Annotated in this window: 22 protein-coding genes; 10 read left to right on the top strand and 12 right to left on the bottom strand. The window is 65.9% G+C overall.

Features of this window, described 5'->3' with window-relative positions:
• Positions 1 to 124 precede the first annotated feature (124 nt).
• The 10 genes from AC1HFH_RS23145 to AC1HFH_RS23100 all read right to left on the bottom strand — a co-directional run bounded on the left by AC1HFH_RS23145 (position 125) and on the right by AC1HFH_RS23100 (position 13,078).
• Positions 125 to 1,357: a DUF7373 family lipoprotein gene (locus AC1HFH_RS23145; protein ID WP_480244889.1), complete on the bottom strand. Its 1,233-nt coding sequence runs from the start codon at positions 1,355 to 1,357 to the stop codon at positions 125 to 127.
• Positions 1,358 to 1,393: 36 nt separating this feature from the next.
• Positions 1,394 to 2,557 carry a DUF7373 family lipoprotein gene (locus tag AC1HFH_RS23140; protein WP_480244888.1) on the bottom strand — a complete coding sequence of 388 codons (1,164 nt, stop codon included), beginning with the start codon at positions 2,555 to 2,557 and terminating at the stop codon, positions 1,394 to 1,396.
• A 103-nt stretch (positions 2,558 to 2,660) separates the two neighbouring features.
• Positions 2,661 to 3,803: a DUF7373 family lipoprotein gene (locus AC1HFH_RS23135; protein WP_480244887.1), complete on the bottom strand. Its 1,143-nt coding sequence runs from the start codon at positions 3,801 to 3,803 to the stop codon at positions 2,661 to 2,663.
• Positions 3,804 to 4,021: 218 nt separating this feature from the next.
• On the bottom strand, positions 4,022 to 5,596 hold the full coding sequence (locus tag AC1HFH_RS23130) for a serine/threonine-protein kinase (RefSeq protein WP_480244886.1): 1,575 nt from the start codon (positions 5,594 to 5,596) through the stop codon (positions 4,022 to 4,024).
• A 73-nt stretch (positions 5,597 to 5,669) separates the two neighbouring features.
• The gene (locus AC1HFH_RS23125; protein WP_480244885.1) at positions 5,670 to 6,911 is read right to left on the bottom strand and encodes a DUF7373 family lipoprotein; all 1,242 of its coding nucleotides are present in this window, start codon (positions 6,909 to 6,911) and stop codon (positions 5,670 to 5,672) included.
• Positions 6,908 to 8,110, bottom strand: a complete 1,203-nt coding sequence (locus AC1HFH_RS23120; RefSeq protein WP_480244884.1) for a DUF7373 family lipoprotein — start codon at positions 8,108 to 8,110, stop codon at positions 6,908 to 6,910. The genes AC1HFH_RS23125 and AC1HFH_RS23120 overlap by 4 nt, the downstream gene beginning before the upstream one ends.
• Positions 8,111 to 8,161: 51 nt before the next feature.
• Positions 8,162 to 9,412, bottom strand: coding sequence for a DUF7373 family lipoprotein (locus AC1HFH_RS23115; RefSeq protein ID WP_480244883.1), 1,251 nt, complete (start codon positions 9,410 to 9,412; stop codon positions 8,162 to 8,164).
• The gene (locus AC1HFH_RS23110) at positions 9,409 to 10,608 is read right to left on the bottom strand and encodes a DUF7373 family lipoprotein (protein WP_480244882.1); all 1,200 of its coding nucleotides are present in this window, start codon (positions 10,606 to 10,608) and stop codon (positions 9,409 to 9,411) included. Before AC1HFH_RS23110 ends, AC1HFH_RS23115 begins: the two co-directional genes overlap by 4 nt.
• A 29-nt stretch (positions 10,609 to 10,637) precedes the next feature.
• Positions 10,638 to 11,858 carry a DUF7373 family lipoprotein gene (locus tag AC1HFH_RS23105; protein WP_480244881.1) on the bottom strand — a complete coding sequence of 407 codons (1,221 nt, stop codon included), beginning with the start codon at positions 11,856 to 11,858 and terminating at the stop codon, positions 10,638 to 10,640.
• Between the two features lie 8 nt (positions 11,859 to 11,866).
• A complete protein-coding gene (locus tag AC1HFH_RS23100; RefSeq protein WP_480244880.1) occupies positions 11,867 to 13,078 on the bottom strand; it encodes a DUF7373 family lipoprotein in 1,212 nt (403 codons plus the stop codon).
• A gap of 169 nt (positions 13,079 to 13,247) precedes the next feature.
• On the opposite strand from AC1HFH_RS23100, the gene AC1HFH_RS23095 reads away from it, so the two are divergent.
• Positions 13,248 to 14,774 (top strand): FHA domain-containing protein, encoded by a 1,527-nt coding sequence (locus tag AC1HFH_RS23095; RefSeq protein WP_480244879.1) that lies wholly within the window; start codon positions 13,248 to 13,250, stop codon positions 14,772 to 14,774.
• A 103-nt stretch (positions 14,775 to 14,877) separates the two neighbouring features.
• Here AC1HFH_RS23095 and AC1HFH_RS23090 read toward each other — a convergent pair whose 3' ends face one another.
• Positions 14,878 to 16,320, bottom strand: coding sequence for a neutral zinc metallopeptidase (locus AC1HFH_RS23090; protein ID WP_480244878.1), 1,443 nt, complete (start codon positions 16,318 to 16,320; stop codon positions 14,878 to 14,880).
• Positions 16,321 to 16,429: 109 nt separating this feature from the next.
• Here AC1HFH_RS23090 and AC1HFH_RS23085 point away from each other — a divergent pair, with 109 nt between their 5' ends.
• From AC1HFH_RS23085 to AC1HFH_RS23060, 6 genes are all read left to right on the top strand, one after another.
• On the top strand, positions 16,430 to 19,033 hold the full coding sequence (locus AC1HFH_RS23085; RefSeq protein WP_480244877.1) for an FHA domain-containing protein: 2,604 nt from the start codon (positions 16,430 to 16,432) through the stop codon (positions 19,031 to 19,033).
• Positions 19,034 to 19,085: 52 nt separating this feature from the next.
• Positions 19,086 to 20,507, top strand: a complete 1,422-nt coding sequence (locus tag AC1HFH_RS23080; RefSeq protein ID WP_480244876.1) for a hypothetical protein — start codon at positions 19,086 to 19,088, stop codon at positions 20,505 to 20,507.
• A gap of 199 nt (positions 20,508 to 20,706) precedes the next feature.
• Positions 20,707 to 21,150 (top strand): 50S ribosomal protein L13, encoded by a 444-nt coding sequence (rplM, locus tag AC1HFH_RS23075; protein ID WP_480244875.1) that lies wholly within the window; start codon positions 20,707 to 20,709, stop codon positions 21,148 to 21,150.
• Entirely contained in the window at positions 21,147 to 21,659 is a 513-nt protein-coding gene (gene rpsI, locus AC1HFH_RS23070; RefSeq protein WP_480244874.1) for a 30S ribosomal protein S9, read from the top strand. Before rplM ends, rpsI begins: the two co-directional genes overlap by 4 nt.
• A 149-nt stretch (positions 21,660 to 21,808) precedes the next feature.
• A complete protein-coding gene (gene glmM, locus AC1HFH_RS23065; RefSeq protein WP_480244873.1) occupies positions 21,809 to 23,185 on the top strand; it encodes a phosphoglucosamine mutase in 1,377 nt (458 codons plus the stop codon).
• A gap of 266 nt (positions 23,186 to 23,451) precedes the next feature.
• On the top strand, positions 23,452 to 23,670 hold the full coding sequence (locus AC1HFH_RS23060) for a hypothetical protein (protein ID WP_480244872.1): 219 nt from the start codon (positions 23,452 to 23,454) through the stop codon (positions 23,668 to 23,670).
• A gap of 5 nt (positions 23,671 to 23,675) precedes the next feature.
• Here the strand turns inward: AC1HFH_RS23060 and AC1HFH_RS23055 are convergent, their stop codons facing one another.
• On the bottom strand, positions 23,676 to 24,107 hold the full coding sequence (locus tag AC1HFH_RS23055; RefSeq protein WP_480244871.1) for a hypothetical protein: 432 nt from the start codon (positions 24,105 to 24,107) through the stop codon (positions 23,676 to 23,678).
• A gap of 217 nt (positions 24,108 to 24,324) precedes the next feature.
• Here AC1HFH_RS23055 and AC1HFH_RS23050 point away from each other — a divergent pair, with 217 nt between their 5' ends.
• The 3 genes from AC1HFH_RS23050 (at position 24,325) to AC1HFH_RS23040 (ending at position 25,368) form a co-directional block, all read left to right on the top strand.
• Positions 24,325 to 24,516 carry a PspC domain-containing protein gene (locus AC1HFH_RS23050; RefSeq protein ID WP_480244870.1) on the top strand — a complete coding sequence of 64 codons (192 nt, stop codon included), beginning with the start codon at positions 24,325 to 24,327 and terminating at the stop codon, positions 24,514 to 24,516.
• Positions 24,517 to 24,599: 83 nt separating this feature from the next.
• Positions 24,600 to 24,908 (top strand): DUF6802 family protein, encoded by a 309-nt coding sequence (locus AC1HFH_RS23045; protein ID WP_480244869.1) that lies wholly within the window; start codon positions 24,600 to 24,602, stop codon positions 24,906 to 24,908.
• A gap of 103 nt (positions 24,909 to 25,011) precedes the next feature.
• A complete protein-coding gene (locus tag AC1HFH_RS23040) occupies positions 25,012 to 25,368 on the top strand; it encodes a hypothetical protein (RefSeq protein ID WP_480244868.1) in 357 nt (118 codons plus the stop codon).
• Positions 25,369 to 25,377 lie beyond the last annotated feature (9 nt).

Raw genomic sequence — 25,377 nt, 5'->3', positions numbered from 1 at the left:
CGCCACTCCCGAGGACGCGCACCACACGGTACCCTCCGATGACTGCGCCGGGGTGCAGTGCCATTTTTCCTCCCTGAAGGATGGTGATTCCTGACCAGTACGCCTTCCCGCTTGTCGTACCTAATTACGGGGACATCAGTAGGGCATATTGGGCTGAGATGCGTTGGTGCAGCAACTGTAGATTGGAGCCGCGTGCCTGGGAGTAGTAGTTGTCTTCTTGGAAGCTGCAGACATTGCCAAGAGAAGCTGGTTCAGGATCCTGATTCCTGATCATCTCGTGGCATTCGATATTTCCGGAGATTCCAGCTGGTGTTTCGAGCTGTCGATAAGAGATCGTAGGGTTTGTGGACTCCAACTCTGCCGACCAGTCCGACCACAGGCCTTGTGCGCCACTCCGAGACTTGCTGCGGAAGACGACCGTCTCACCGAACGCAACCAGGTCGATCTCGTGGCGTCGGAGTGTATCAAGCGTTTCTTGGTTTGGATCATCCAGCAAGGACAGAACTCCTCGGCCGGCGTAGGTGCCATCCGGCTCAAGTCGTGCTGGAGCAGTCGGGTCCGACGGAATGGTTCTTCCCAGGAGGCCTTCCGGGTCGAGCGCAATGTGGTCGAGTTCCGAGCCTTTGGTCGGTTCATATTCATCCAACAGCGGAATCTGGATGTCCAGTACCGCCTTGACATGTTGTACGAGGTCGGATATTTCGTACTGGGAAGTGCCATCATCGACCTTTATGAAAATAACGAATCTGTTGTGGGCTGTCCAGGAACCGATGGACGAGATTCCAGGTCTCCAGTGGGAGCGTGAGTCCGGATAGCCAGGAATTTCCACTGGACTGTTGTCCACGTTGAAGGTGTAGTCGTCGTGTTCCAGTGTCGGACCGACATGTGCGGCTGTGGCGGCATCTGGGAACTGTAGAACCGCAATGCTGAGGACCCGGGACTTTCCGTCGGAATCCGGATCCGTCGATGAGAAGTTTACCCAACCGGCAACCAGGTCTGCCGCGACGTCATCGAAGGTATCATTGATAACCAAAGCGCCAAGCGATTTCTTGTTGAATATGATGTGCGGCGCCAGATTGTTGGCCGACTGAATATACGAGGGGTCGATCTCGAACGGCATTACGACATGATCGGCCAAGCGCTGTGATTCTCTCGCGTGCGCTTCACGATCGTTATCGGCATTCCCGATCGTTCTCGGTTCTACTGGATAGTTTCCGAAATCCAGGCGAGAAATATCTGGGCCGGACGGTTTCGGTTGGCCTGGTATATCGGTGCCACATGCTGCGACGCCGACTGCAAGTGCGCAAACCGATATGCTCCGGCTGAGAATTAATGCTATCGACCGAAGTACACTCATGGTCAGGAGTCCTCCACTTGTTGAGCTGTCGCCTATTTACCACTGTGTCAGTAGCGCATACTGGGCTGAGGTCATCTGGTGAAGTTCCTGAATGTTATTCGAAGTGATTCGAGAGGCGAATCGACCGACTGTGATGTAGCAAGTATTGGGAAATTTGTACTCGTTGCCATCCGGATCGATTCTTTCGAAGCACTGAACGTTTTCGAGTCCTGTTGGCCCGTCGATTTCCTGATACCGGGAACGGTCAGGAGCTGCCAGCCCAGCGACAAGCCGACTTGCGGCGTCTGGATCTGTAGTTCGGAATACGGTCGAGTCTCCCCAGGCTACGAGATCAACCCCCGAATCCTGGAATGCACGTTGGGTGATTCCTGGCCGCAGCTCTCTAGAGAGTGCGGCATGCGCAGGTAGCACCATACCCGATAGGTCACCCTCGGATGTTTCGCTTGGGAGTGTTCGGCTCAGCAAGTCTTCGTGATCAATTGGAAGTGTATCGAACTCTTCGATCGGTGTAGCTGTGTAGTCGTCTATGGATTCGACCATTGCGGCGAAAGACTTCCGTGCAACTTCCACCGCCTCACTCGGATCGGCTGGTATTGCCAGCAAGTCATCGACACGAACGCCGAATACGTAGTCCCCGTGGCTGAGCCATGAGTTGAGGATGGGAGGTGCTCCGGCGTCGTATTGCGGGTTCGAAGGGCGCCAGGTCGACTTGGCTGTGGGGTAGTCCGGAATTTCGACTGGTTCCGGTGAAACGGGATATGGTTCAAAATCCTCACCCAGTACATCGCTGGGTTCTACAATTAGATCGTTCTCGAGTTGGTGTTCGGATAAGGAATTCACAGCATGGTCCGCATGTGCTCTCGTTTCGAAACGCAGCACCATCAAGGCTACTGATCGGCCGGCGAAGGAGCTCTCTCTGCGATTCCCTTCCCACTCCCAGCCGACCACGAGACCGTCGGTTAATTGAGCGTACTCGTCCCTTTCGACACCTGAAATTGACGCCGGAGCCGCCGGCGTGATTCGGCCATCGCTTCCATATCTGGGGATGAATTCGTACGCCGCGTCGATGTCCACGAGCGCCGGCATCGCAGCACCCAGGCGAATGGCTTCCAGTCCATAGTCGGTTTCGACGGTCCGTGATTCTTCGGGGTTCCAAGGAATCGCCTGATAGTTCCCGGTATCCAGTGTCTCGATGTCCACCGGCGGTTCCGGTGGAGTCTCGGTGGGCGAACTACTGCATCCGGCCAAGAATGCTACTGTAACTGCCACGGTGCAGCGATAAAGCGCTGATCTGAGCATCGTTTTACTCGCTGTTCGCTAGGACGGTGTACTGCGCTGCTGCGCGCGGGTATAGCGTTTCGTCCACCTCTCCGGTGGCTGAGGATCGGCCCAGTGTGAGTCCGACGTATCGTCCACGAACCACGGCGCAGATCTGACCTGCAAGCCGAATCTCATCAGGCTCGTCGATTTCGATACACCTGGCATCCGGCAGTTTTGGTGGAGTGGGGAGTTCGCGATCGTACTTTTCGGTAACGTCGACCAGGGCATTCTGCAGGCGGTATGCGGACGCCAAGTCCTTGGTTCGGTAGACTATTCCTGCTCGACGGCCGATCAAGTCGACTCCGGAATCGGCGTATGCTTGCTGGAGCTCCTGTGGATTTCGCTCGAAGTGAATATGAGCTTCTGGTGTGTATACCCCGAAATCGTCGGTGCCGATGAAAGGGTCCGAATAGTCCGGAGATTCCGGCAACGCTCGACGCATTATGCCATCACGGTCGATTGGTGTATCGAGGACCTGTTCCAGAGGTGTTGGTTGAAGGTTCTCGATGCGTTCAGTCTGGGCGTCCAATACTCGTGAAATGGTCGCGGAGAGGGAGTCTCGGTCAGGCTTCGGTATCCGAGCATTGGCGATAATCAAATATACGCCGTGGGAGATGAATGCCACACCGGTGGCATTCGTCTGCGTGGAGACCAGGGCTGTTGGATGTTTTGGAAGATCGATTGCAGTTGCTTTGGGATTCTCGAGTTCCAGGTTTCTTCGATTCAGTTCTGCTGCAGCAGACTCGGCCTGATCGGTGGTGGGAAACCGGAGCAGTGATATTACGATGTTCTTCTGGTCACGAGGGTTGTCGTTGCTGCGTGCAACGTAGGCGCCGCCAATCATTCGATTGGCCTTGAGTGGACCTTCGTAATGCTCAGGAAATGCGGGTGATATTCCGAATGCGGAATGGATGCTGGCGAAGAATCTTACGTCGCCTATTGTGTCGACCGCTGGATCGATCTCTGTGCTGGGTACAATGAACCCCAGTAGCTTCTTGCTCTCTAATTGAACTACATCCCATAGGGTGAAAGATGAGGAACTATGAGCTGCGTCTGCTTCGGTATATGCTGTGGGTTGTGGCGAGTACGGTCCGATGTGCAATGAACTGACGTCGACATCTGCCATCCCGGGTTGCGGATACCCGACAACGGCGCTCGAACAAGCTGTCAACGCTGTGCAGCTCGCTGCTGCCACAACGACACTGAGACAAGATCGCACGGTCATCTGTTTCCCCCCATTGTTCGGTGGTGCATGGCCGGCATGGCGCTGGCCGTTCATCCTGTGCGGCGGCTAGTACCGACTTGCCGGACACTGCGGACCTGGCTATCGGGTGCGACCGGATCTTACTTCACTTGAGAACTCAACACAGGTACGAGGTCAGCGAGCATCGTCTGTTCGGAGTCCGATGTCCAGGTACGGAGTGCGGCGACGGTCGAAGGTTCGTCCAGGGGGACGACTGACGCGCGCAACCCCGAGAGCGAGTACGGCAACCCTTGCAGTCCGCCCCCGCCCGCCTTCTCGTCGCTGCGCACTGCCAGCACATAGCTGTCTTCCGGCACGGCGACGTTGTCGAACGTACCGGTCAACGGGCGTGGTGATGGTTCGTCGCCGGTCTGCGTGTAGTCGAAGTTGTAGACGAAGCCGAGTGACTGGAGAAAGGCCACCTGTGGTGTGCCGTTGAGATGTACGGCGACATCACCTCCGGTGGTCACATCGACCAATGTGATCGTCTTACCCTCGAACTGGGGATTCTGTTCCCGAGCCTGCTCGACGGAGGTCGGTCCGGCGGCTGCTGCGGAGGTGGCGCTCGATCCGGCGAGGTTCGTGGGGTCGTCCTGACCGCTGTCGCCGCCGGCGGCCCAGATTCCGACGGCGGCGGCGATGGCGATCGCGACAACGCCTGCGCCGGCGCCGAGGAGTAGCTTCCGGGATTTGTTACTTGCGGGGGCCGGAGCCGAGGTGGGTACGCCGTGTGGGCCGGACAGGGCGACTCGTGGGTCGGTGTGGTGCGGCTGGTGTTGCTGCGGGACCTGGATCGGGTAGGTGGGGGAGGTGTTGGTGAGGGTCGGGTTGGCTCCGGGGGTGAGCGCATTCGTTGCGGCGTCGGTGAATTCGCGGCAGGTGTTGAAACGCTCGGCCGGGTTCTTGGCCATGGCCCGGGCGAAGACCTGATCGATCGCGGGTGGCAGGCCGGGGTTGACTCGGGTGGCCATGGGTGGGGGCTCGTGCAGGTGGCCCATCATGACCATGGCCGGTTGCGTTGCGGGATACGGGTTCTGGCCGGTCAGCAGCTTGTAGAAGGCGCAGGCGAGGCTGTAGATGTCGGCGCGGTGGTCGAGGTGGCCGCCACTGAGTTGTTCGGGTGGTGCGTAGGCGATGGTGGCGAGGAAGCTGCCGGTCTGGGTGAGTTCGCTGGCGTCGTCGGTGGATTTGGCGACGCCGAAGTCGGTGAGCAGGACCCGCTCTTCGTCGCCGTCGGTGTTGGAGAGCAGGAAGTTGGCGGGTTTGACGTCGCGGTGCAGCAGGCCGCGGCGATGGGCGTAGTCGAGTCCCTTGCCGACCTCGCTGACGATGCGCAGCGCACGCAACGGAGTCATCGACATCGGGTCGTTCGCCGCTTCTTCCGAGGCGTCGGTGCCCTCGACGAACTGCATGGCGATCCAGAGCTGGCCGTGCTCCTCGCCGCGGTTGTACACCGACACGATGTTCGGATGGTCGAGGCCGGCGGCTAGGTTGGCCTCCCGCTCGAATCGGGCGCGGAACTCGGGGTCGCGGCTCAGTTCGGCACTGAGGATCTTCAGTGCGTCCATCCGCGGCAGGCTGGGATGCTTGGCAAGGTAGACGCTGCCCATGCCGCCGGCACCGAGTAGACGCTCGATGCGGTATCCGCCGACGATGGTGCCGGGGCTCATCGCCATGTTCTTCGATCTCCTGACTCGATACCGGGCTCGGCCCTGCGGGCAGTTTACTGGACGTTACCAGGGGGTGGATCTACCTGCTGTTGACGAATATGGCGTATTGGGCGGCTGCTCGCTGGTGTGCGTCGAGGAGCTGGTCGCTGCCGACGAACCCGACGAATCGGTCGTAGGCGACGATGCAGCTGTAGCGGTCCGTCATGGCCTTGATGCTGACGTGGTCGACGCAGGCTGCGTCGGGCAGATCCGGGGGTGGGTCGGTGGCAGCGTTGTGCGGTTTGAGGAACAGGAGTTCGTCGACGGCTCGAACAGCAGCGTCCGGGCCCGGGGTGCTCAGCACAATCGATCCGTGCGAAAACGCGACGCGTTCGGCCTGCAAGGCTTGGAGTTGTTCCGCCGCAAACGCGCGGTCCGGGTACCGGATCGGGGACAGGAAGTGTAGTGCTCCCTCCGGTCCGGTGAGCGTGTGATCGCCATCGCTGCGCGGGGCTTGCCGGCCGGTGGGATTCAACACGCGGGTGAGGAGCTGGTCCGGGTCCCACTGCCGGGTGAGGAGTTCTTCGCCGGACAGCGTCTCGATCTGCTCCAGCTTCTCGATCTGTGCATCGAGCAGCTGCTCGGCGAGGTCGGTGGCCGTGGTGATTTCGCGGGCGTAGGTGAGGACCGCGATCAGGTACGGCCCCTGTGGTGCCCAGAGCCGCAGGAACGACTCCTCGGGATGCCGCTGGGCGAAGACGGTGGGCCGATCCGGCAGATGGATCTCGTCGGCCGGCGAGGCGAGGGTTGCGTCATGGAACCGCTTTGCCGCCACGGCAGGACCTTGGCTGTCGCGGAATTGCCAGACCTTGACTTTTGTCCAACGGTCACCCTGACCGTCGAGGTCCGCGATGATCTCCGGCCAGCCGTCGCCGGAGATGATGGTCGGTGCCTTCGGATCCTCACTGCTGGAGGCGAATCCGTACAGCATCCCGGTATCCTTCGCGATCGGGTTCAACAGGTCGGGTCCGCCGAACTCTTCTCCGACGTATGCGCCGTTTCCGCCTACGGTGTTCTGGTGGGTCAGCGGCGGCGAGATGTCGGTGCCGAGCACGACATGCTCGGCGAGCCGCGTGGCGGCCGTATGCCACATCTCGTGCAGCGTCGGCTCGTAGTCTGCATCATGCGCATTGGGTGGCTCGGTCGGATACTCCCCGGTGTCGAGCGTCCGGACGTCGATCTCACCGGGCAGTGCGGAGCCCGGCACAGTGGTACTGCAGGCGGCGGCGAACACGGTGACCGCGACTCCGGCGGCCAGGCGAATCAGAGCGGAATACCTCATTCGGCGTTCACCAGCATCGCGTATTGGGCCGAGATCTGCTGTTGCGCATCGAGGAGCTGATTCGCGGCGGAGAACGCCACGTACCGGTCGTAGGCCACCGAGCAGTAGAAGCGGACGATGTACTCGTTGCTACCGACGTATTCCAAGCAGGTGGCCTGGGGCAGGTTCGCCGGATGGTCGCTGGTGCTGAGGGAGCGGGCCGGGCCCCCGAGGTCGGCCTGCGCGACCGTGGCCTCGGCAGGGCCCGGGAACCGGTACAGGTCGGTAGTGGAGGTGGCATAGAGATCGGCGCCGTATTCGGAGACGATGCGGGCGGCCTCGGCCGGGTCCCGGTAGAAGTGGCGGGCCGTGGCGGCCTGGTACACGCCCATCGGGTTCGGTGCGGCCTTACCGTTTTTCGAGTACGGCATGATCCGCAGGCCCATGCCCTCACGTTCGATGGACAGGTCCGTCAGCCGGTCCCACGGCGTGGGGGTGAAGTCGGCGATCGAGGCGACGACGGCATCCAGTGCGGCGCTGGTGAGTTCGATCATGGGATCCAGGTCCGAGGTGCCGAGCGCTGCCTGGAGATAGTCTCTGACCAGGACGAACACCACCATGGGGCCGCTGGGATGCCAAGTGATCAGCTTCGTGTCGTCGGGCAACCGGTGTGATCGGCTCTCCTGATATTTCGGAATCGCTACGCGTTGCTGCTCCGTAGCGGTGTCGAAGTGCAGCTGCTCGAGGTTGCGCGCCGACGTCGTGGCCGCGTCGTCGTTCCGGAAGAGCAGGACACCGATGGAGAGGGTGACGCCTCGGCTTTTCGGCGCGGAGTTTGCCCTGGTGTAGAACCCGGAGACGTACTCGGGTGCTGCCTCGTCGAAGCCTTCGACATCGATATCGGTCCCGATCGATGCCCCCGGCTCGATGAAGATGTTCGTGTATCTCCCACCGTCGTAGACGAACCGTTCATCGATGTCCATCGGATGCGGTACGAAGTCGGCCAGCCGTTCTGCTTCCACGAGCCGGCCGCCGTCCAGGCTCGTCACCTTGCCCGGGGCTACCGGTGTGACGGGGTAGGAGCCCACGTCCAAGGTGGCCAGGTCGACCTGCGGACCGGCTGGTGCTGCGGACTCTTCGGTACCGCAACCGGACGCAAGTGTCAGCAGCAGCGCCGAGAGTACGGCACATGCTGCACGGCGTGCGCTGACAGTTGTCACGATCTCGATCCCCCCTCAGGAATGTCGGCAGGTGCACTTCGGGCACCGGATTCACCTGGTGTTGGCGAAGATTGCGAATTGTGCGGACGCACGCTGATGGGCGTCCAGGAGCTGGTCGGACCCGACGATCCCGATGTAGCGGTCGTAGGCGATCATGCACTGGTAGCGCTCGACCTGGTTCACCCGGACCGCCGGGCCGGAGAATTCGACGCAGACGCTGTCGGCGATCGAGTCGGGCGGGTCCACCTGCTCGGCCGGGGTATTCGGGAGGAAGAGCCGGTCTTCGACCGCCTTGCGGGCGGTGGTGTCGTCGGGGGTGGCGATGACCATGGTGTCGTACACCAGGGCGGCGCTCTCGGCCTTCATCAGGTCCAGCTGTTGCGATGCGTGCGCCCGGTCTGTCGTCACGAAGTGGAGGATGCCGGGCAGGTTCGCGGCTACGACATCACCGCCGGACGCGTTGGGCTCTTCCCGCCGGTCCGGATTGAGGCCTCTGGCGGCCAGGTCGTGCGGGTCCCATTCGAGGGCGAAGATCTGCCGGCCGGTGAGGTCTTCCAGCTGGTCGAGTTCATCGATCTGCGCGGTGAGGAACTGTTCGGCGAGGTCGGTCAGCTCGGCCGGGTCCGGGGTGGCGGTGGACAGGTTGAAGGCCACCACGTACGGGCCGTACGGGAGGACGGCCCGGAGGATCGGCACACCGGGACGCCATTGCGCGAGCGCGGTGGGATGTTGCGGCAGCTCCAGTGGCTCATTGCTGTCCGGTTCCGCTTCGAGCTGGACGCGATGCATTTCCCGGGCCGCGGTGGTGGCCTGCTCCGGGGTGGCGAACTGCATGACGTACAAGCCGATCCCGCGCCCCGGCGTACCGACGACCTCCGGCCAGTTCGCGTCGGGCGAGGTGTCGAGGAAGACGCCGTCGGCGTAGCCGACGGTACTCAATCCGTAGATCGGGTTCGTCTCCTCGAAGATCGGCTCGAACATGTCCTCGTTCCCGAGGCTCCAGAGCACACCGCGGCTGCCGCCGGAGGCGTAACCCCTGGTCATCGACGGATCGATCCGGTGGGGCAGCACCACATGGTCGGCGAGCCGCATCGACGCGATGGCGGAGATATCCCCGGTATCCGGCAGATAGTCGCCGTGGGCGTTGGTCGGTTCGGTCGGGTAGGGGCCGACATCGAGCACGCTCAGGTCGATTTCGCCCGGCACCGGGATCCCGGGGAGCTGCGCGGCGCAGGCCGAGGTTGCGAGGACGGATAACGCGGCGCATACGCCCGCGACCCGATTACGGCGTGGCGTGATCACGGTGCACCTTCCAGCAGTGCGTACTGAGCCGAGATTCGTTGCTGGGCGTCGAGCAGCTGCTCGGAGGAGGCCTCGGCGGCGTATCGCCCGTTGGTCACTGCGCAGGAGAATCTGGGTACCGTTTCCGGGTCGCGACCCAGGTATTCCCGGCACCGGGCCTGCGGCAGGCCGGCAGGGCTGTCGACGCTGCGATGAGCGCGGTCCAGCCCCCACAGGTCGGTCAGTAGACCGTCCGCTGCGGCGGCGTCGCGCGTCCGGAAGAACTGTGCCTCCGAGACGGCATAGATGTCGGCACCGTATTCGCGGACAGCGGCGTCGATCCGGTCCGGTTCCAGGGAAAAGTGCCGGGCCGTGCCGGCCCGGTACAGGCCCGGGGGATTGATGTTCCGGCTGCCGTGCGGGGCCGGGACGGTGCGCCCGAGTAGATGGTCGCGATCCAGTTCGGCCAGTTCTTCTGCGGGCGTTGGGGTGAACTCCGAGACCCCGTCGACGATCTGGTCCAGGCCGGCTGCCGCGAGGGAGCGCAGCTCACCGAGGTCGGGTTGTTGCAGGTGCATCCGCACCGGGTCGAACCCCGACAGGTGGATGACCAGGTTTCCGGTGGCCAGCCAGGCTCGGATCGACTGCACGGCGGGACTCCAGTGCGCGGCCGCCGTGGGATGGTTCGGTATTCCGGTGCGGACCCAGCCGTCCGCGGATCCGTCGGCGAAATCCGCTGCTTCCAGCGCGGTCGCCGCGTCGGCCGCGGATGCTTCGTCGGCGAAGATCAGCACGGCGTAGGCGAGATCGGTGCCGAGGCCGGTCGGTGAGGTACCGGCGCGGGTGAGGAAGCCGGAGATGAAGCCCGGCGTCAGTGCTTCCCAGTCGGATACGTGGCTGAGTTGTCCGATCGACCGGTCCGGTTCGATGAATACGTTCTGCTGCAACTGGCTACCGAATACGAACCGTTCATCGATATCCATCGGCGCGGGAACGTGATCGGCGAGTCGCTCCGCCTCGAGCCACCGCCCCTGTTCCTCGTTCTTCACCTTGCCGAGCGGGCGGGGCTCGGTGATGTATCCCCCGGCATCGAGGGCGGCCAGGTCGACGATGGGCGCCACGTCCGGCGGTTCATCCGATCCGCACGCGGCGACACTCGTCAGCGCAGCGGTCAGGGCGGCCACGGCACTGATGCGTAGCCTCCAGGCTGTTTTCACTTGCTCCCCCTCGGTGTGCCGTCAGAACACTACCGGCTGTTCGCGAACAGTGCGTACTGGGCTGCTGCCCGCTGGTGTGCGTCCAGCTCCTGGTCGGAGCTGACGATGCCGAGATACTGCTTGTAGGCGACCATGCAGCTGTAGCGGTCCACGTCGAAGTCCTGCGAGTTCTCCACGCAGGCCGAGTCCGGGACGTTCGGCGGTGCGGCGATCTCGGTGTCGAATCGGGAGAGGAAGCGGCGGTCGGCGACGGCCCGGGCGGCGGTTTCCGGATCGGGGGTGCGCAGCACGATGGTCCCGTGGGAGATACCGGCCCGGTCCGGTTCGATATGGGCGAGCTGGTCCAGGGCATACGCGCGGTCGCCGGAGAAGGTGGTGCTCGCGTAATGCTGGATGGCGGGCGCCTTGACGATGGAATACGACTCGGCGACATCGGGTGCCTGCCGGCTGTCCGGGTTCAGGGCCCGGCTGAGCACGTTGTCGGGATCCCAGGGCAGCCGGTAGAGCTCCTCGTCGGTGAGGATCGGCATCTCGTCCAGGCGGGCGAGCTGTTCGGTGAAGGTTCGCTCGGCGAGCACAGTGGCCAGTTCCGGTGTCTCGTCGGAGACGACCGCGCCGACGACAAATGGTCCGTGCGGCAGCAGTGCCCGCAGGAACGGGGAGTCGTCACGAGTCTGGACGAGAGCGCCGGGGAAGGCCGGCAACGCACCGGCTCGGGTCTCCTCGGCGGCCAGGCCCTGTTCGTGGATAGCGGTTGCCGCCGCCGCGGCCCGGGCATCGTCGGGAAACCGCATCACCATGATGTTGACGGTGCGGCGGCTCTGTTCATCTTTCTGCAGCCAGTCGCCGGTGCCGAAGACCGACCAGTCGTCCTCGGTGCCGGTCGAATAGAAGCCGTACAACAGACCGTTCGCTTCGGCGATCGGCTCGAGTTCGTCGTAGTCGCCGAGTTCCGACGGCATCAGGCCGGCACTGATGTATCCCGCGCCGTGGCCGTACTTGATGGCCGGGTCTACGTCGTAGCCGGTGAGCACGTACTCGGCCAGCCGCATTGCCGCGACATCGTGCATATCGTAGAACCGCGGGACGTAGTCGTCGTCATGGGCGTTGATCGGTTCGGTCGGGTAGGCCCCGGAATCGAGGTCACGGATGTCGATCTCACCGGGCAGGGCTGTTCCGGACACCGTGCTCGCGCAGGCCGTGGTGGCCAGGACGGCCACGGTGCTACAGGTCAGGACGAACGAACGCATCGGCTTCCTCATTCCGCATTCACCAGCCGGGCGTACTGCGCGGAGATGCGCTGCTGGGCGTCGAGCAACTGGTTCGACCATACGAATGCGGCGTAGCGGTCGTAGGCGACGGAACATTTGAAGCGCATCGCGAGCTCTTGACTGCCGATATATTCCCGGCAGAAGGCCTGCGGCAGGTTCTTCGGCGACTCGACCTGAGTGTATTTGCGGGTCAACCCGCCGAGTTCGGCTCGAACCGCCTGCGCGGCGGCGGCATCGCGCGCCCGGAACAGTTCGGCGCCGGCGGTGGCGTAGCGGTCGACACCGTTTTCGGTGATCACCCGATCCACCCGCTCCGCATCCTCGGCGAAATGCAGCGCGACCCGGCCTTCGAAGGCACCCGGCACGATGGTCCAGTTGTCCTCACGGGGTTTCGGCAGCGTACGCAGCAGCATGCCGTCCATATCGATATCGCGATCCATCAGCTGGTCCGACGGCGTGGGCTCGAACTCGTCGACCGCCGGGACGATGGTGTCCAGACTCTTGCGGACCAGCTCGACCAGGGCCTGCGGATCCACCTTCTCCAGCCAGATCTTGAGGTAGTCGTAGATCCAGGTGTGGATCACCAGCTTGCCGGTCGCGTACCAGGACCCGATGGACTGCACTTCCGGCTGCCAGTGTGCGATGGCGTCCGGGTAGCCCGGGATCTCGATCCGTTCGTTTCGGTTGTTGACCTCCGCGTCGGCGCGCTCCAACCCGGCCGCGGCGGCAGAGGCGGCGGCTTCGTCGGAGAAGATCATCACCGTATTGAGCAGGTCGATGCCCTGGTTCACCTGATCGGTGCCACCGACGCTGATGAACCCGCCGACGAAGCCGGGCGCCACCTCGTCGAAGCGGCTGACGTCCATGATCGGGGCACTGGCCTGGCCGAGCCCCGACTTCGGGTCGATGAACACCGGCGGGATGACCACGCTGCCGTATTTGAACCGGGGGTCGATATCCAGCGCCGCCGGCACGTAGTTGCCCAGCCGTTCGGCCTCGATGAACCGGGCCTGGTCCATATTCGTCGGTTTGCCGAGCGGCTCGGGGTCGGGCTCGTAACTACCGACGTCGAGCGTGGCCAGGTCGACCGGTGGGTCGGCCGCCGCTCCACTGTCCGTTCCACATGCGGTGGCCCCGGCGATCAGCACACCCGCCGAGACCAGCACGCTCGCGGCGCGAGCCACCCCGAATTTCAACACAGGCCTAATCCCTCCCCGGGAAACATGGTCTGCGGCATCGTACGACACGTTACGGCGGGTGTGGGTCCGGTGCGGACCTCCGACCTCGGCCCCGCGCCGATCCCGGTTGTCCTACGCTGGAACGCATGGCGACGACCTTGCGCTGCGGTTCCGGTGGAGGGTGGAGGATATGAAGGATCGGCAGGTCGAGGTGGTTGCCGGTGGGCACGCGGTGGCTCGGGTCGGCGGGGCACTGCTGGTGGTGGGGCACCGGGCGGCCGGACGGCTGACCCCGGAGGTCCCCGCGGCGATCGCGCTGGAATCGCTGGCCGCCCTCGTACACGAGGCCTTCGATGCGGAACCGGACGGGCCGGGGGCGGTCATCGCCCGCGAGGCCACCCGGTGGCTGATGAAGTACGCGGAACAGATCAGCCCCGGCCGGCCGATCGACTTCGGCATCCTCTCACCGGCCGCGAACGGCGGGGTGGCGATCTTCCTGCACGGCGCGGTCACAGCGGTGCTGGCCGGGACGGGAGCACCCGAGTTCTATCGCGGCAGCGATGCCGCATTCACCGTCGACCGGGTCGCGACGACCCCTGCCCGGGCGGTTGCCCTGTTCGTGGACGATGCCAAGGGCCGCAACCCGGACATCCCGCCCGAGCGTGGGATCGGCTGGCTGGTGGAAGGGATCGCCCAGGGCGCGGGGGCCGTGGTGTGGTCGGACGGGGCGCGGAGCCGGGGACCGGCCGCCGAACCCGACCGATCCCGGACCGCCCGGATGGGGGAGGAGCAGCAACCTTCGCAGCGCCCCACCGCCCGGCCGAGCACGGGTGAGCTGCCTGCGACAGCGGCGATGAACGCGGTGCCGGCGGATGACCGATCTGCGGAGCGGCAGTCTGCCGGGAGTTCGGCTTCGCCGGGTACACCATCCCCGACCGGCACCTGGCAGTCGCCCGATGCGCAGCAACACCCGGGTGCCGCCGGATCAGCCCTCCCACCCGGTCCGCACGCGACGGGACCGGCACATTCCTCCGTACCCGGGCAGCAGCTACCGCCCGGGCAGCACCCGCCGGGCCCGCATCCCGGCCCCGGAACCCACAGCTCGGCACCGACAGCCCACGACCGACCCGCCGGTGGCACCGTTCCGCCGGTGCAGCCCGCACCACAGGCCGAAACCGGCGGTACCTCGCAACCGGATCACCGTCGCCTCGACGCCACGGCGAAGGCGACCTCGTTGTCGGTGAACGTGATGGGGTTCAAGTGCGCCCGCGCGCATCCCACCGATCCGCGCTCGGCGTTCTGCACGGTGTGCGGTATGCCGGTGGACCAGACGCAGGCACTCATCGAGGTGATGCGCCCACCACTGGGCCGGTTGCTTCTCGACGACGGTCAGGTGTTCATGCTCGCCGCCGATGCGGTGCTGGGCCGCGACCCGGAGAATTCCGAGGCGGTGCAGCAGCGTGGCCTGATCCCGTTCCGGGTCGACGACACCTCGGGTGGAATGTCCCGGGCGCACGCCGAGATCGTGCTGGTGAACTGGGATATCACCCTGCTGGATCGCGGCTCGACCAACGGTACCCGGGCCCGGCTGCCCGGCTACCACGATTGGATCCAGCTGACCCCGGGGATGCCGTTGACGCTGGTGCCGGGAGCCGAGGTGATGATCGGCAACCGGGTGCTGCGCCTGGAACCGCCGGCGACCTCGCCGTTCGGCTGATCGGCGGCGCGCCGCGTTCCGTGTCGGATGCGACCGGCCGCCCGGGACTTGCTCATGAGGCGAGCAAACCGCCGCGGTGCCGGACGTGCCCGGAGATCACCGACTACGAGTAGCGCGCGGTGCAGGTCTGTTCGCCGTCCAGCACCCCCGCGCGGAAGGCGTCGACCCGGGAGAAGCCGCTGGGGACGGTATTGCCCTCCGTGTCGCTGGCGGCCAGGCCGTCGGTGAGGAGTCCGGACACCGCTTCGTCCAGATCGCCCGCGGACAGCTGGATATCTCCCGCCGACGCCGGGCGGCCGGGCCGGGCCAGGGCACCGGTGATCACCCCGGACAGGCAGGCGGCTCGCAGCGCGGTCTGCGCGCCCACCAGGCCCCGGCCCTGGGCTCGCTGGACGGCGAGGGCATAGCGGGAGATGAAAACGACGTAACCGTTGTAGTCGCCGGAGACCTTCAACGGCAGCGGCCCTTCGTCGGACCCGGTCCGGGCCCCGCGTTCGGCCAGGCCCGGCACATCGGTGGCGATCAGGTTCTGCTCGGGGCAGTAGGTGACCGGTGCGGTGACCGCGCCGTCCCGGCAGGGCACTTCGGCACCGGTGTATTCGTACCGGGGTTCCTCCGGCAGCGGCAGGATGGTGCGCAGTGCGATGCTCAGCTCGGCCAGGTTCGCCTCGGTGATCGGGTATTCGCCGAGCCCGGCATCACCGGCGAAACTGGTCGGCAGATCACCTCGGCGCTGCTCGATCTCGGTCGCGTCGATACTGCGGCAGGCGCGCACGCCGTCGGTGAAGCCGATCTGGACCGCCGTCACCCGTTCGAAGGCGGAGCCGTGCACGCTTTCCGGGTCGTCCGGGTCGGAATCGCGGATCGCGACGGTAGCGGCGAGAACCGAGTTCAAGCCGTCGGAGGTGTTGATGGTGAAGTGCTCGGACCGGCCCTCGGCGACGTAGCGCATGAAGGCACCGGCGAAGCAGTCCGCCTGTTGTTCTTTGACGATCACCGGTGTCTCCCGGTCCACCAGTTCGGCCTGGTTCTGCACGGCATGGCCGTATTCGTGGGCCAGCACCATCACCGTGGCCATCGGCCCGAAGGCCCGGGACATGGTCGGCAGCAGGATCGAGCGGTCCCAGCCGATGGAGTCGTCGGTACGGCAGTAGGCCGCGTTCACCAGATGGTAGGAGGTCTCGCCGCAGAACTCTATCGCCTGTGCTCGTGGCGCTTCCGCATCCCAGGAGACCAGGGTGGCGACCGGGGTGAACTCGGTGTCGAAGTGCTCGCCGAACTCGTCGCGCCAGTACGCCTCGATATCATGCACGGCGTTGAGCGCCATCCGGTCGGTTTCGCCGCCGTCGGAATTGATTGCGGTCAGCGTGGAATCGGCCGCCTCCGGCCGGGGACCGTTGGGACCGCTGGTGGTCGGAAGTCCCGCCACCCGGAACGGGTCGGCGTAGACCGAGACGGCGTGGCCGTCGATCGCCCTGGTACACCCGCCGGTCAGCGCGGTGACCAACACCGCGGCAAGTGCGACGAGCAGGACAGGCCGGCGCATTCATCCCCCTGTTCGGCCGTGTATCGAGCTGGGTGTCGGCCGGATCGAGCTGCCGTGACAGGTCGCGGTGGCACCTCCCGTGTCCGGTTCATGCAATAGTATCCGCAGCATGTCTTCACCGGGGGCGCAGACCATCACCGTGCGCCATGATGGAAACGAACGGATCTTCGATTCGAGCCAGCAGGTCACGATGGGGCGGGCACCCGAGGTCACGTTGTTCGTGGACAGTCCGCTGGTCTCGCGGGTACATGCGACGCTGCGATTCCAGCAGGGGGTCTGGGTACTCGCCGACAACGGCAGCACCAACGGGGTATTCGTCGATGCCCGCCGGCTCGACCAGCCCGTATCGATCGACCGGCCGACGCAGGTACGCCTCGGCGACGCACTCACCGGGCCGCTGCTGCATCTGATGCCGACCCGTCCGGCGGCCACCATGCCGCCGCCGTCGCAGCCGTCGGCGCCGCCCACGCTGCACCAGCCGCAGCAGTCGCGGCCGCCGCAGCGACAGTCACCACCGCATGCGGCCCGGCCGCCGCAGCCGCACCGGTCGGGTCCGCAGTATCAGCAGCCGCACCAGTCTGCGCCGCAGCATCCGATGCCTGCGCCGATGCAGCAGCCGGGCCAGCGGCACCCGGCCCGGCCCGGCACGCCGCAACCCGCGCGGCCCGCGCCGGCGGAACCGGATCCGATCAACATGACCCGCCGGGCGGATTCGTCGGTGCTGCCGCCGGTGCGCAAGGCCGTCTCGACGGAGGCGATCGCGCGCGGGGACCGAGTGCCGCCGGGCGGGCTCAGCATCGGCCGCACCTCCGACAACCAGATCGTCGTCAACGACCCGCTCGCCTCGCGCAAGCACGCCCGCCTGGTACCCGCCTCGGAGGGCCTGGTCGTCGAGGACCTGGGTTCGGCGAACGGCACGTTCGTCAACGGCCACCGGCAGAAGCGCACCGTGCTGCGCGAACGCGACATCGTCACCATCGGCAACGTCGATTTCGTGGTGCAGCAGGGCACCCTGGTGCACCGCAGGAAGCCGACATCGGAACTGGGCCTGCAGGTGCACGGCGTCGGGTTCACCGTCGAAGGCAACAAGCAGCTGCTCGTCGATGTGAACATGCAGGCCGGTAGCGGCACCTTCACCGCATTGATCGGCCCCTCGGGCGCCGGAAAGTCGACCCTGGCCAAGCTCATCGCCGGCAACACCCAGCCCTCGGGCGGCGCGGTGGTCTTCGAAGGCCGCAACCTGCACGCCGAGTACGAGGCGCTGCGCTCCCGAATCGGGATGGTGCCGCAGGACGATGTGCTGCACCGGCAGCTCACGGTGCGGCAGGCGCTCGGCTTCGCCGCCGAACTGCGGCTGCCGCCGGACACCACCAAAGCCGATCGGCAGCGGGTGATCGATGGGGTCCTCGACGAGCTGTCGCTGACCCAGCACGCCGATACCCGGGTGGACCGGCTCTCGGGTGGTCAGCGCAAGCGCGCCTCGGTGGCCATGGAGCTGCTGACGGGGCCCTCGCTGCTGATCCTCGACGAGCCGACCTCCGGCCTGGACCCGGCACTGGACCGGCAGGTCATGCAGATGCTGCGGGAACTGGCCGACGCCGGCCGCGTCGTCATCGTGGTCACCCACTCGGTCGCCTGCCTGGACATGTGCGACCAGGTGGTGCTGCTGGCTCCCGGCGGCAAGACCGCGTTCTGCGGGCATCCGGGTGCGGTCAAGGCCACCCTCGGCACCGACGACTGGGCGGAGATCTTCGCCGATGTGGCGGCCGAACCGGACAAGGCGTTCGCCCAGTACCGGTCCCGGCAGTCGTATGTGCCGCCACCGCCGCCACCGCCGCCGCAGTACGGACCGGCCGGCAGTCCGCCGCAGTCGAGTTCGCTGAAGCAGTTCTCGACTCTGGTGCGCCGGCAGATCCGGCTGATTCTCGCCGACCGCGGCTATCTGGGGTTCCTGGCCGCACTGCCGTTCGTGCTGGCGGTGCTGGCGCTGGTGGTGCCCGGCAGCAACGGCTTCGCCGGCGGTTTCGCACAACGCGACGGCGTGATCGTGCCGGTCGGCCGGCAGGAAGCACAGATGCTGCTGGTGATCCTGGTCGTCGGCGCCTGCTTCATGGGTACCACGCTGACCGTCCGTGATCTGGTGGGGGAGCGCTCGATCTTCCACCGCGAACGGGCGGTCGGCCTGTTGCCCTCGGCGTATCTACTGGCCAAGTTCGCGGTGTTCAGCGTGACGGCATTCCTGCAGGCGGCCGTGATGGTCGGGCTGACCTTCCTCGGCAAGGAGCCGCCGGCCGAAGGTGCCCTGATCTCGAACGGTGCGGTGGAGCTGTACCTGGGGTTGTCGTTCACCGCCGTGTGCTGTGTCGTGGTCGGCCTGCTGCTGTCCAGCCTGGCCAAGTCGAACGAGCAGGTCATGCCGCTGCTGGTCGTCGTGATCATGGTGCAGCTGGTGATGTCGGGCGGGCTGTTCCCGCTGGTCGGCCGGGTCGTCCTGGAACAGCTGTCCTATCTGTTCCCGGCGCGCTGGGGTTTCGCCGCCTCGGCATCGACGATCGACTTCAACAAGTTCGCCTTCAGCGACGAGGACAAGGACCCGATCTGGGATCACACCATCGGCTTCTGGACGCTCGATATCGCCATGCTGGTGGCGATCACCGCGATTCTCGCCGTCGTGACCTGGAGTCGCCTGCGTCTGAAGAAGAAGACATCGTGAACCGGTCCGCCCTGATGAGCGTGTCCCGGCCGGACCGGGCACACTTGACGTCGTGACGGTGAGAGTAGGGGCCCTGCACCTGGGGTGGGATGTGGTGTCCGTGGCCGCAGGTGGCGGCGGCACCCCGATCCGTCCGGTGCAGGTCGAAGGAACGTACACGCCGGCGGCGTATCTGCTCGCGGATGCCGCGGGCCGGTTGCACACGCCCGCCGTGGATCGGCAGCGGCCGGATCTCGGGATGGCGATCGCCGATGTCCGCGACATCCTGGGGCATCGGCAGATCGTCGTGGCCGGGGCGACCTGGCCGGCCGAACTGGTCTTCCGGGCGCGGCTCTACAACCCGCTGGCCGCGATCGGCAAGCACCTGCGCGGCAAACCGGAACTGGTGGCGCTGCCGTATCCGGACAGCTGGCCCGACGAGAAGGTCGACCTGTACGCCGAGCTGGTGGAACAGCTGGACGTGATCGCCGAACCGCTGCCGGAGAGCGTTGCGCTGTCCGGTTATGTGCGGGCACTCGGCCTGGTCCGGCCGCCGGACTACCGCAACAGTGCCGGCGTCGGGGCGACCGCCGTCTACTCCGACGGCCGCACGATGCTGGTGGTCGCGGTGCACGGTGACGACGAGCAGCCCACCGAATCGGTGGAGGTGGCGGTCACCGCGGAGGCGATGCGGGATGCCCGCTCGGCGGACAATGTGGTGATCGAGGCGATGGCCGCGGCCCGGTCGATCGGCGCGGACACTTCGACCGTGCTGCTGGCCGGTAACGCGTGTTTCAACGACGCGCTCCGGCTGGCCTTCCAGAACCATCTCGGGCAGCGGCTGCAGGTCGCCGACCATCCGATGCACGCATTGGTCCTCGGCGCGGCGCACCTGCTGGTGACCGAGGCCGAAGCCGCCGGTGACGAACATCTGCAGGCCGGTCGGCCTGCACCGGGTTCGTTCGTCGCCGGTCCGCCGCATGCCGGTGAGCACGGGCCCGGCGCGGCCCATCCGGGCGGACGACCGGGCTCGCCGCCCGGTGTTCCGCAGGCGCCCGGACCGGCGGATCGACCGGCCGGATGGGGGCCGGGCGCGGCGGGTACCGCGGGCCCGGGTACGAGCGGTCCCCGGCATGCCCGGGCTGAGGAATCCGACGCCGATGCCGACGTCGAGGCGACCACGATGCTCACCCGCCGCCCGCCGGGTGCCACGGGGGAGAGCCGGGCCCGGTTCGGTGCACCGGCGATCGGTGTTCTCGCCGCGGCTGCGGCGGCCGCCGTGCTCTACGGGCCCGGAGACGGCCTCACCCAGGCCGGTCCGGAGCGGTCCGGGATCTGCCGGTACACGCCACAGGTGGCCGAACCGCCGGAACGGGTGCGGGCGGTCGATGCGCAGTTCGGGCAGGAGTGTGCGGCGCCCGGTGTGGACACGCTGCGCTATGTGCTGCCGGGGACCGACAGGTCGCTGGACCCGGGTCCGCCCGTCGAAATCTGAGCCGTGTCCGCCCGCGACCACGATGTGGTCCGGCGGACCGGGGCGATTCGGTGGCTGCCGGCACCGGTGGTATCGTGGTCGACTGGCGTGTGGAACGGCCGGTGACGGTCGTCCAGGAGGCCCGGGTCTCAACCGGCCGCCGGGAACAACCTCCGCTGCGCGCTCGGCCGGCAACACCGACGACAGACAGGGAACGACTGTGCCTACGTACAGCCCGAAGGCGGGTGACGTGACCCGGCAGTGGTACGTCATCGACGCCACTGACGTAGTGCTCGGCCGCCTTGCCGTCCAGGCAGCGAATCTGCTGCGTGGCAAGGGCAAGCCGACCTACGCACCGCATATCGACGGTGGCGATTTCGTCATCATCGTCAACGCCGACAAGGTTGCCCTCTCCGGCAACAAGAAGGCGGACAAGCTCATCCACCACCACTCCGGGCACCCGGGCGGCCTCAAGTCGCGCACTGTCGGTGAGGTGTTGGAGTCTCGCCCCGACCGTCTCGTGGAGAAGGCCGTCAAGGGCATGATCCCCAAGAACAAGCTGGGCCGGGCCGTCGCCGGCAAGCTGAAGGTGTACGCGGGCCCGAATCACCCGCACACCGCGCAGCAGCCCATTCCGTTCGAGATCAAGCAGGTGGCCCAGTGACCGCTCCCGAGGAATTCAACTCCGAATACGTGGCCGACGAGACCGCTGAGGTCGTCGAGGTCGTCGAGGACGGTGCCGGCTACGAGGCCGAGGAGTTCACCGAGTACGCCCCGGTCGTGATCGAGCGTCCGATCCAGACCGTCGGCCGTCGCAAGGAGGCCGTGGTCCGGGTGCGCCTGGTGCCCGGCTCCGGCAACTTCGTGCTCAACGGCCGCACCATCGAGGACTACTTCCCGAACAAGGTGCACCAGCAGCTGGTCAAGTCGCCGCTGGTGACCGTCGAGCGGACCGAGTCCTTCGACATCTTCGCCCGCCTGGTCGGCGGCGGCCCGTCCGGTCAGGCCGGTGCCCTGCGTCTGGCCATCGCCCGCGCGCTGATCGAGGCCACCCCGGAGGATCGTCCCGCCCTGAAGCGGGCCGGCTTCCTGACCCGTGACCCGCGTGCCACCGAGCGCAAGAAGTACGGTCTGAAGAAGGCGCGTAAGGCGCCTCAGTACTCGAAGCGCTGATCAGCTTCGACAAGCGCATGCCCGAGAGCAGGCTTCCAGCACCGCTGGTCGCCTGCTCTCGGTGTTGAACGGGACTTTTCAATCTTGGTCCGTACCGGCTCGGCCGGTACGGTTCGCGGGCGGGGTACTTCGATACAAGGGGTTTGTGGATGGCACGGTTGTTCGGCACAGACGGGGTTCGCGGGCTCGCCAACGAGTCACTGAGTCCGGAGCTGGCGATGCGGGTCGCCGGGGCTGCGGCGCAGGTGCTCTCCCGCGGCAAGTCCCGCGCGCTGGCCGTGATCGGCCGGGACTCGCGGGCCAGCGGTGAGATGCTCGAGGCCGCAGTCACCGCGGGCCTGGCCTCGGCCGGTGTCGATGTGCTGTCCGTCGGGGTGCTGCCGACGCCGGCGGTCGCCTATCTGACCGGGCTGTACGACGCCTGCTTCGGAGTGATGATCTCCGCCTCGCACAATCCGATGCCGGACAACGGGATCAAGATCTTCGCCGCCGGCGGTCACAAGCTGGACGACAGCGTCGAGGACCGGATAGAGGCGGTCGCCGCCGAGGGGGTCACACTGCGGCCGACCGGCGCCGGCATCGGCCGGGTGCTCGGCGATCTCGGTGCGCACGAACCGAATCCCGAACTGGCCGAGCGCTACAGTCTGGCCGGTACCCGCGATCGGTATGTGGAGCATCTGGTGGAAGCCACCGGCCAGGATCTGTCCGGGCTGACCGTGGTGCTGGACTGTGCCCACGGTGCGGCCGCCGAGGTGGGGCCCGCGGCGTTCCGGGAGGCGGGGGCGACCGTCATCGCGATCAATGCCGAACCCGACGGTCTCAACATCAACGATGGTTGTGGTTCGACGCATCTGGAGCCCTTGCGTGCCGCCGTCCGCGAGCACAGCGCCGATCTCGGCCTCGCCTTCGACGGTGACGCCGATCGCTGCCTGGCTGTCGATGCCGCCGGTTCCGTGGTCGACGGTGACGCGATCCTGGTGATCCTGGCGCTGGCCATGCACGAAGCGGATGAACTGCCCGGCAGCACTCTGGTGGCCACCGTGATGAGCAATCTGGGGCTGCATCTGGCCATGCGTGCCGCCGGAATCACCGTGCGCACCACCGGTGTCGGCGACCGCTACGTGCTGGAGGAACTGCGCCGCGGCAAGTACGGGCTGGGCGGGGAACAGTCCGGGCACGTGGTCTTCCCGCAGCACAGCACCACCGGCGACGGTGTGCTCACCGGGCTGAAGCTGATGGCCCGGATGGCGCGCAGCGGCCGCCGGTTGGCCGAGCTGGCCGCCGTACTCACCACCGTTCCGCAGGTGCTGGTGAACGTCCCGGTGACGGACAAAGCGGCCGTGGCTGCCGCGCCCGCAGTGCGCGAGGCGGTCGCCGAGGCCGAACGCATCCTCGCCGAGAACGGCCGGGTGCTGTTGCGGCCCAGCGGAACCGAACAGCTGGTCCGGGTGATGGTGGAGGCCACCGATCCGGCTCAGGCGCGGCAGCTGGCCGACGATCTGGCGCAGCGGGTCGCCGCGGTGTAGTCCGCGCTGTGGCGAGGGTCGCAGGTGTCCGGCTACCATCGGAACAGCAGTCACCGACCCTGGGTGCCCGAATCAGGTGTGCACGGCGTGCACCGGAGGATTTGGCGCGCAGTACGATTCGAAGGGACCCGATGGTGCCGCAGCTGCCCGGGAGGGGCTATCACGCCCCGGTTCAGGATCGCTATCCGCCCGCCGCACCGTATTCCGATGATCCGCACCCACCGCACAACTGTGGCGGTGCCTGCGGCCGACCGGGATGTTCGGTCATGCCACCGGGATACGCGACCGAGCCGATCTACGACGAAGGATACGGACAGCGTCCGGTATCGGGCCGACTCCCGCTGCCCAACCGGGATCGGCTGGCGGATATCCGTGGTACCCGCCAGCTTCGGGCGATCATCATCGTGCTGGTCGTCGTGCTGACCGCCCTGCTGGCCGGAGTTTTCGGGATGGCGATCGGCGCCGGGATCGATTTCGGCGGCTGACCTCGCTACGCCGCGAGGAAGCCGCTGAACAACACCAGGAATCCGCCGATCTCGCCCCCGATCAGCGCGTACATCGTCCACCGCAGGGCCGGCGAGATGCTGCCCCGGAACTGGTTGGTGGTGTCGCGCCGATAGCCGTGCCAGGCATACGAGCCGATCGCTCCGAGGAAGAAGGCCAGCACCACCACATCGGCAGTGAGATTGACCGCGGTCGGCCAGGCGCTGAGCTCGGTGAACACCGCCAGCAGCAGGCCCGCGAACGCGTACATCAGCGCGGCCCGGTGCGCGATATCGACGTACTCGTGCGCCGCCCCGGTCAGTGAAGTACGCATGCCGTGGTACTTCCAGACGCCCAGCAGCAGCGCCAGCAGGAAGATCACCCCGGTGACCAACAGGGTGATCCGGGTGTCGAGGCCGAGTGCGGTGTCGGTCATCATCGAGTCCTGTTCCTCGCACGGGCCGCCGGCGGCGGCAGGTCGGTGCTGCCGGTCCGGCCCAGACCGATCCGGCACACCAGAGGTATTGTGCCGGTGCCGAGCCGGGGATCGGCCGGATCGCTCAGGGTCGGTCCCTGAGATCGGATCCCGGGAAATCAGGGTCCGAATCCGTCCGGCACCCGATGCGCCGGACGCCCGTGGCGCGGATCGTGGAGGTATGACGACACCGACACGACGCCTCACCCGTTCGACCAGCGACAAGTGGATCGCCGGAGTCTGTAGCGGCCTGGCCGAATACTTCGGCTGGAACGCCAACCTGATCCGGCTGCTCTTCGTCCTGTCCTGCCTGCTGCCCGGCCCGCAGTTCATCATCTACCTGGTGCTGTGGCTGGTGATCCCGAAGAAGTGATCCGGGGGCTGCTTTGCGGGCGTGGGAATGACAGGATGGGTCGGTAGCGCCGACCCACCCACCCATCCGTCGAGGAGGAATCCATGGCCAGTTCGGGCGAACTCCCCGGTCTCGACCTACCCGAGGTCGACGCACACACCCCGCTCGGCGGCCTCGGTGCCGTCGAGCTCGAACACGTCGACCAGGACCTGGACGGCGACGGCGTCCCCGAATCCCTCACCTCGCCGGACTCCGACGCCACCCGCATCTGGTCCGACTACGACCAGGACGGCCTCGCCGACCACGTCACCGTCGTCGAAGGTGATGGTGACTATGCGGCCTGGGAGTACCGGCGCAACCCCGACGGGACGTCGGAGTGGGTGCGTACGGACCAGGGGAAGTTGGACGAGTAAGGGTTCGGTGGAACCGGATGGGGGTGGGGTGCGTCTAAAGACGTAAAACTGTTCAGTAATCGGTCGATGCCCTTACACGTCTGATCGGGAGCATGGAGGAAGTATGGGACAGTCTGTCGGAGGGGGCTTCGTCCTCGATGAGGCCGGTGTCGCGCAGTGTGGGAACGGACTACGTATGTCGGCTAGTGACGTCCGAACATCGGCGCAGAACATAAGCGATAACATGTTTGGCACGGGAAGTAATGGCGACGAGCTGGAGTGTGGCCGCGCATACCAGTCTTATGGGGAAAAAGTCCACGACTTCTTGGAAAATGTTGCCGACTGGCTGAGTATCTGGTCGACTGCAACCGAGAATGTTGGGGATGCCATCGGCAAGGTGGTCATCGAGGTAACTCATGTGGATGAGAGAAATGCAAAATCGACCAATGAATTGGCTGATGACCCAGCGCTCGAGTCGTGATCCGAACCG

Source organism: Nocardia sp. KT25-26, assembly GCF_056627695.1.
The sequence above is the reverse complement of the archived record's forward strand: the minus strand, read 5'-3'. Positions and strand labels throughout refer to the sequence as shown.

What these genes read in the sequence shown, in the direction of transcription:
- glmM (WP_480244873.1), top strand. Translation starts at nt 21,809, where the DNA reads ATGGCACGGTTGTTCGGCACAGACGGGGTTCGCGGGCTCGCCAACGAG.
- AC1HFH_RS23045 (WP_480244869.1), top strand. Translation starts at nt 24,600, where the DNA reads ATGGCCAGTTCGGGCGAACTCCCCGGTCTCGACCTACCCGAGGTCGAC.
- AC1HFH_RS23050 (WP_480244870.1), top strand. Translation starts at nt 24,325, where the DNA reads ATGACGACACCGACACGACGCCTCACCCGTTCGACCAGCGACAAGTGG.
- AC1HFH_RS23090 (WP_480244878.1), bottom strand. Translation starts at nt 16,320, where the DNA reads ATGCGCCGGCCTGTCCTGCTCGTCGCACTTGCCGCGGTGTTGGTCACC.
- AC1HFH_RS23055 (WP_480244871.1), bottom strand. Translation starts at nt 24,107, where the DNA reads ATGATGACCGACACCGCACTCGGCCTCGACACCCGGATCACCCTGTTG.
- AC1HFH_RS23040 (WP_480244868.1), top strand. Translation starts at nt 25,012, where the DNA reads ATGGGACAGTCTGTCGGAGGGGGCTTCGTCCTCGATGAGGCCGGTGTC.
- AC1HFH_RS23125 (WP_480244885.1), bottom strand. Translation starts at nt 6,911, where the DNA reads ATGAGGTATTCCGCTCTGATTCGCCTGGCCGCCGGAGTCGCGGTCACC.
- AC1HFH_RS23105 (WP_480244881.1), bottom strand. Translation starts at nt 11,858, where the DNA reads ATGCGTTCGTTCGTCCTGACCTGTAGCACCGTGGCCGTCCTGGCCACC.
- AC1HFH_RS23130 (WP_480244886.1), bottom strand. Translation starts at nt 5,596, where the DNA reads ATGGCGATGAGCCCCGGCACCATCGTCGGCGGATACCGCATCGAGCGT.
- AC1HFH_RS23135 (WP_480244887.1), bottom strand. Translation starts at nt 3,803, where the DNA reads ATGGCAGATGTCGACGTCAGTTCATTGCACATCGGACCGTACTCGCCA.
- AC1HFH_RS23060 (WP_480244872.1), top strand. Translation starts at nt 23,452, where the DNA reads ATGCCACCGGGATACGCGACCGAGCCGATCTACGACGAAGGATACGGA.
- AC1HFH_RS23145 (WP_480244889.1), bottom strand. Translation starts at nt 1,357, where the DNA reads ATGAGTGTACTTCGGTCGATAGCATTAATTCTCAGCCGGAGCATATCG.
- AC1HFH_RS23095 (WP_480244879.1), top strand. Translation starts at nt 13,248, where the DNA reads ATGAAGGATCGGCAGGTCGAGGTGGTTGCCGGTGGGCACGCGGTGGCT.
- AC1HFH_RS23085 (WP_480244877.1), top strand. Translation starts at nt 16,430, where the DNA reads ATGTCTTCACCGGGGGCGCAGACCATCACCGTGCGCCATGATGGAAAC.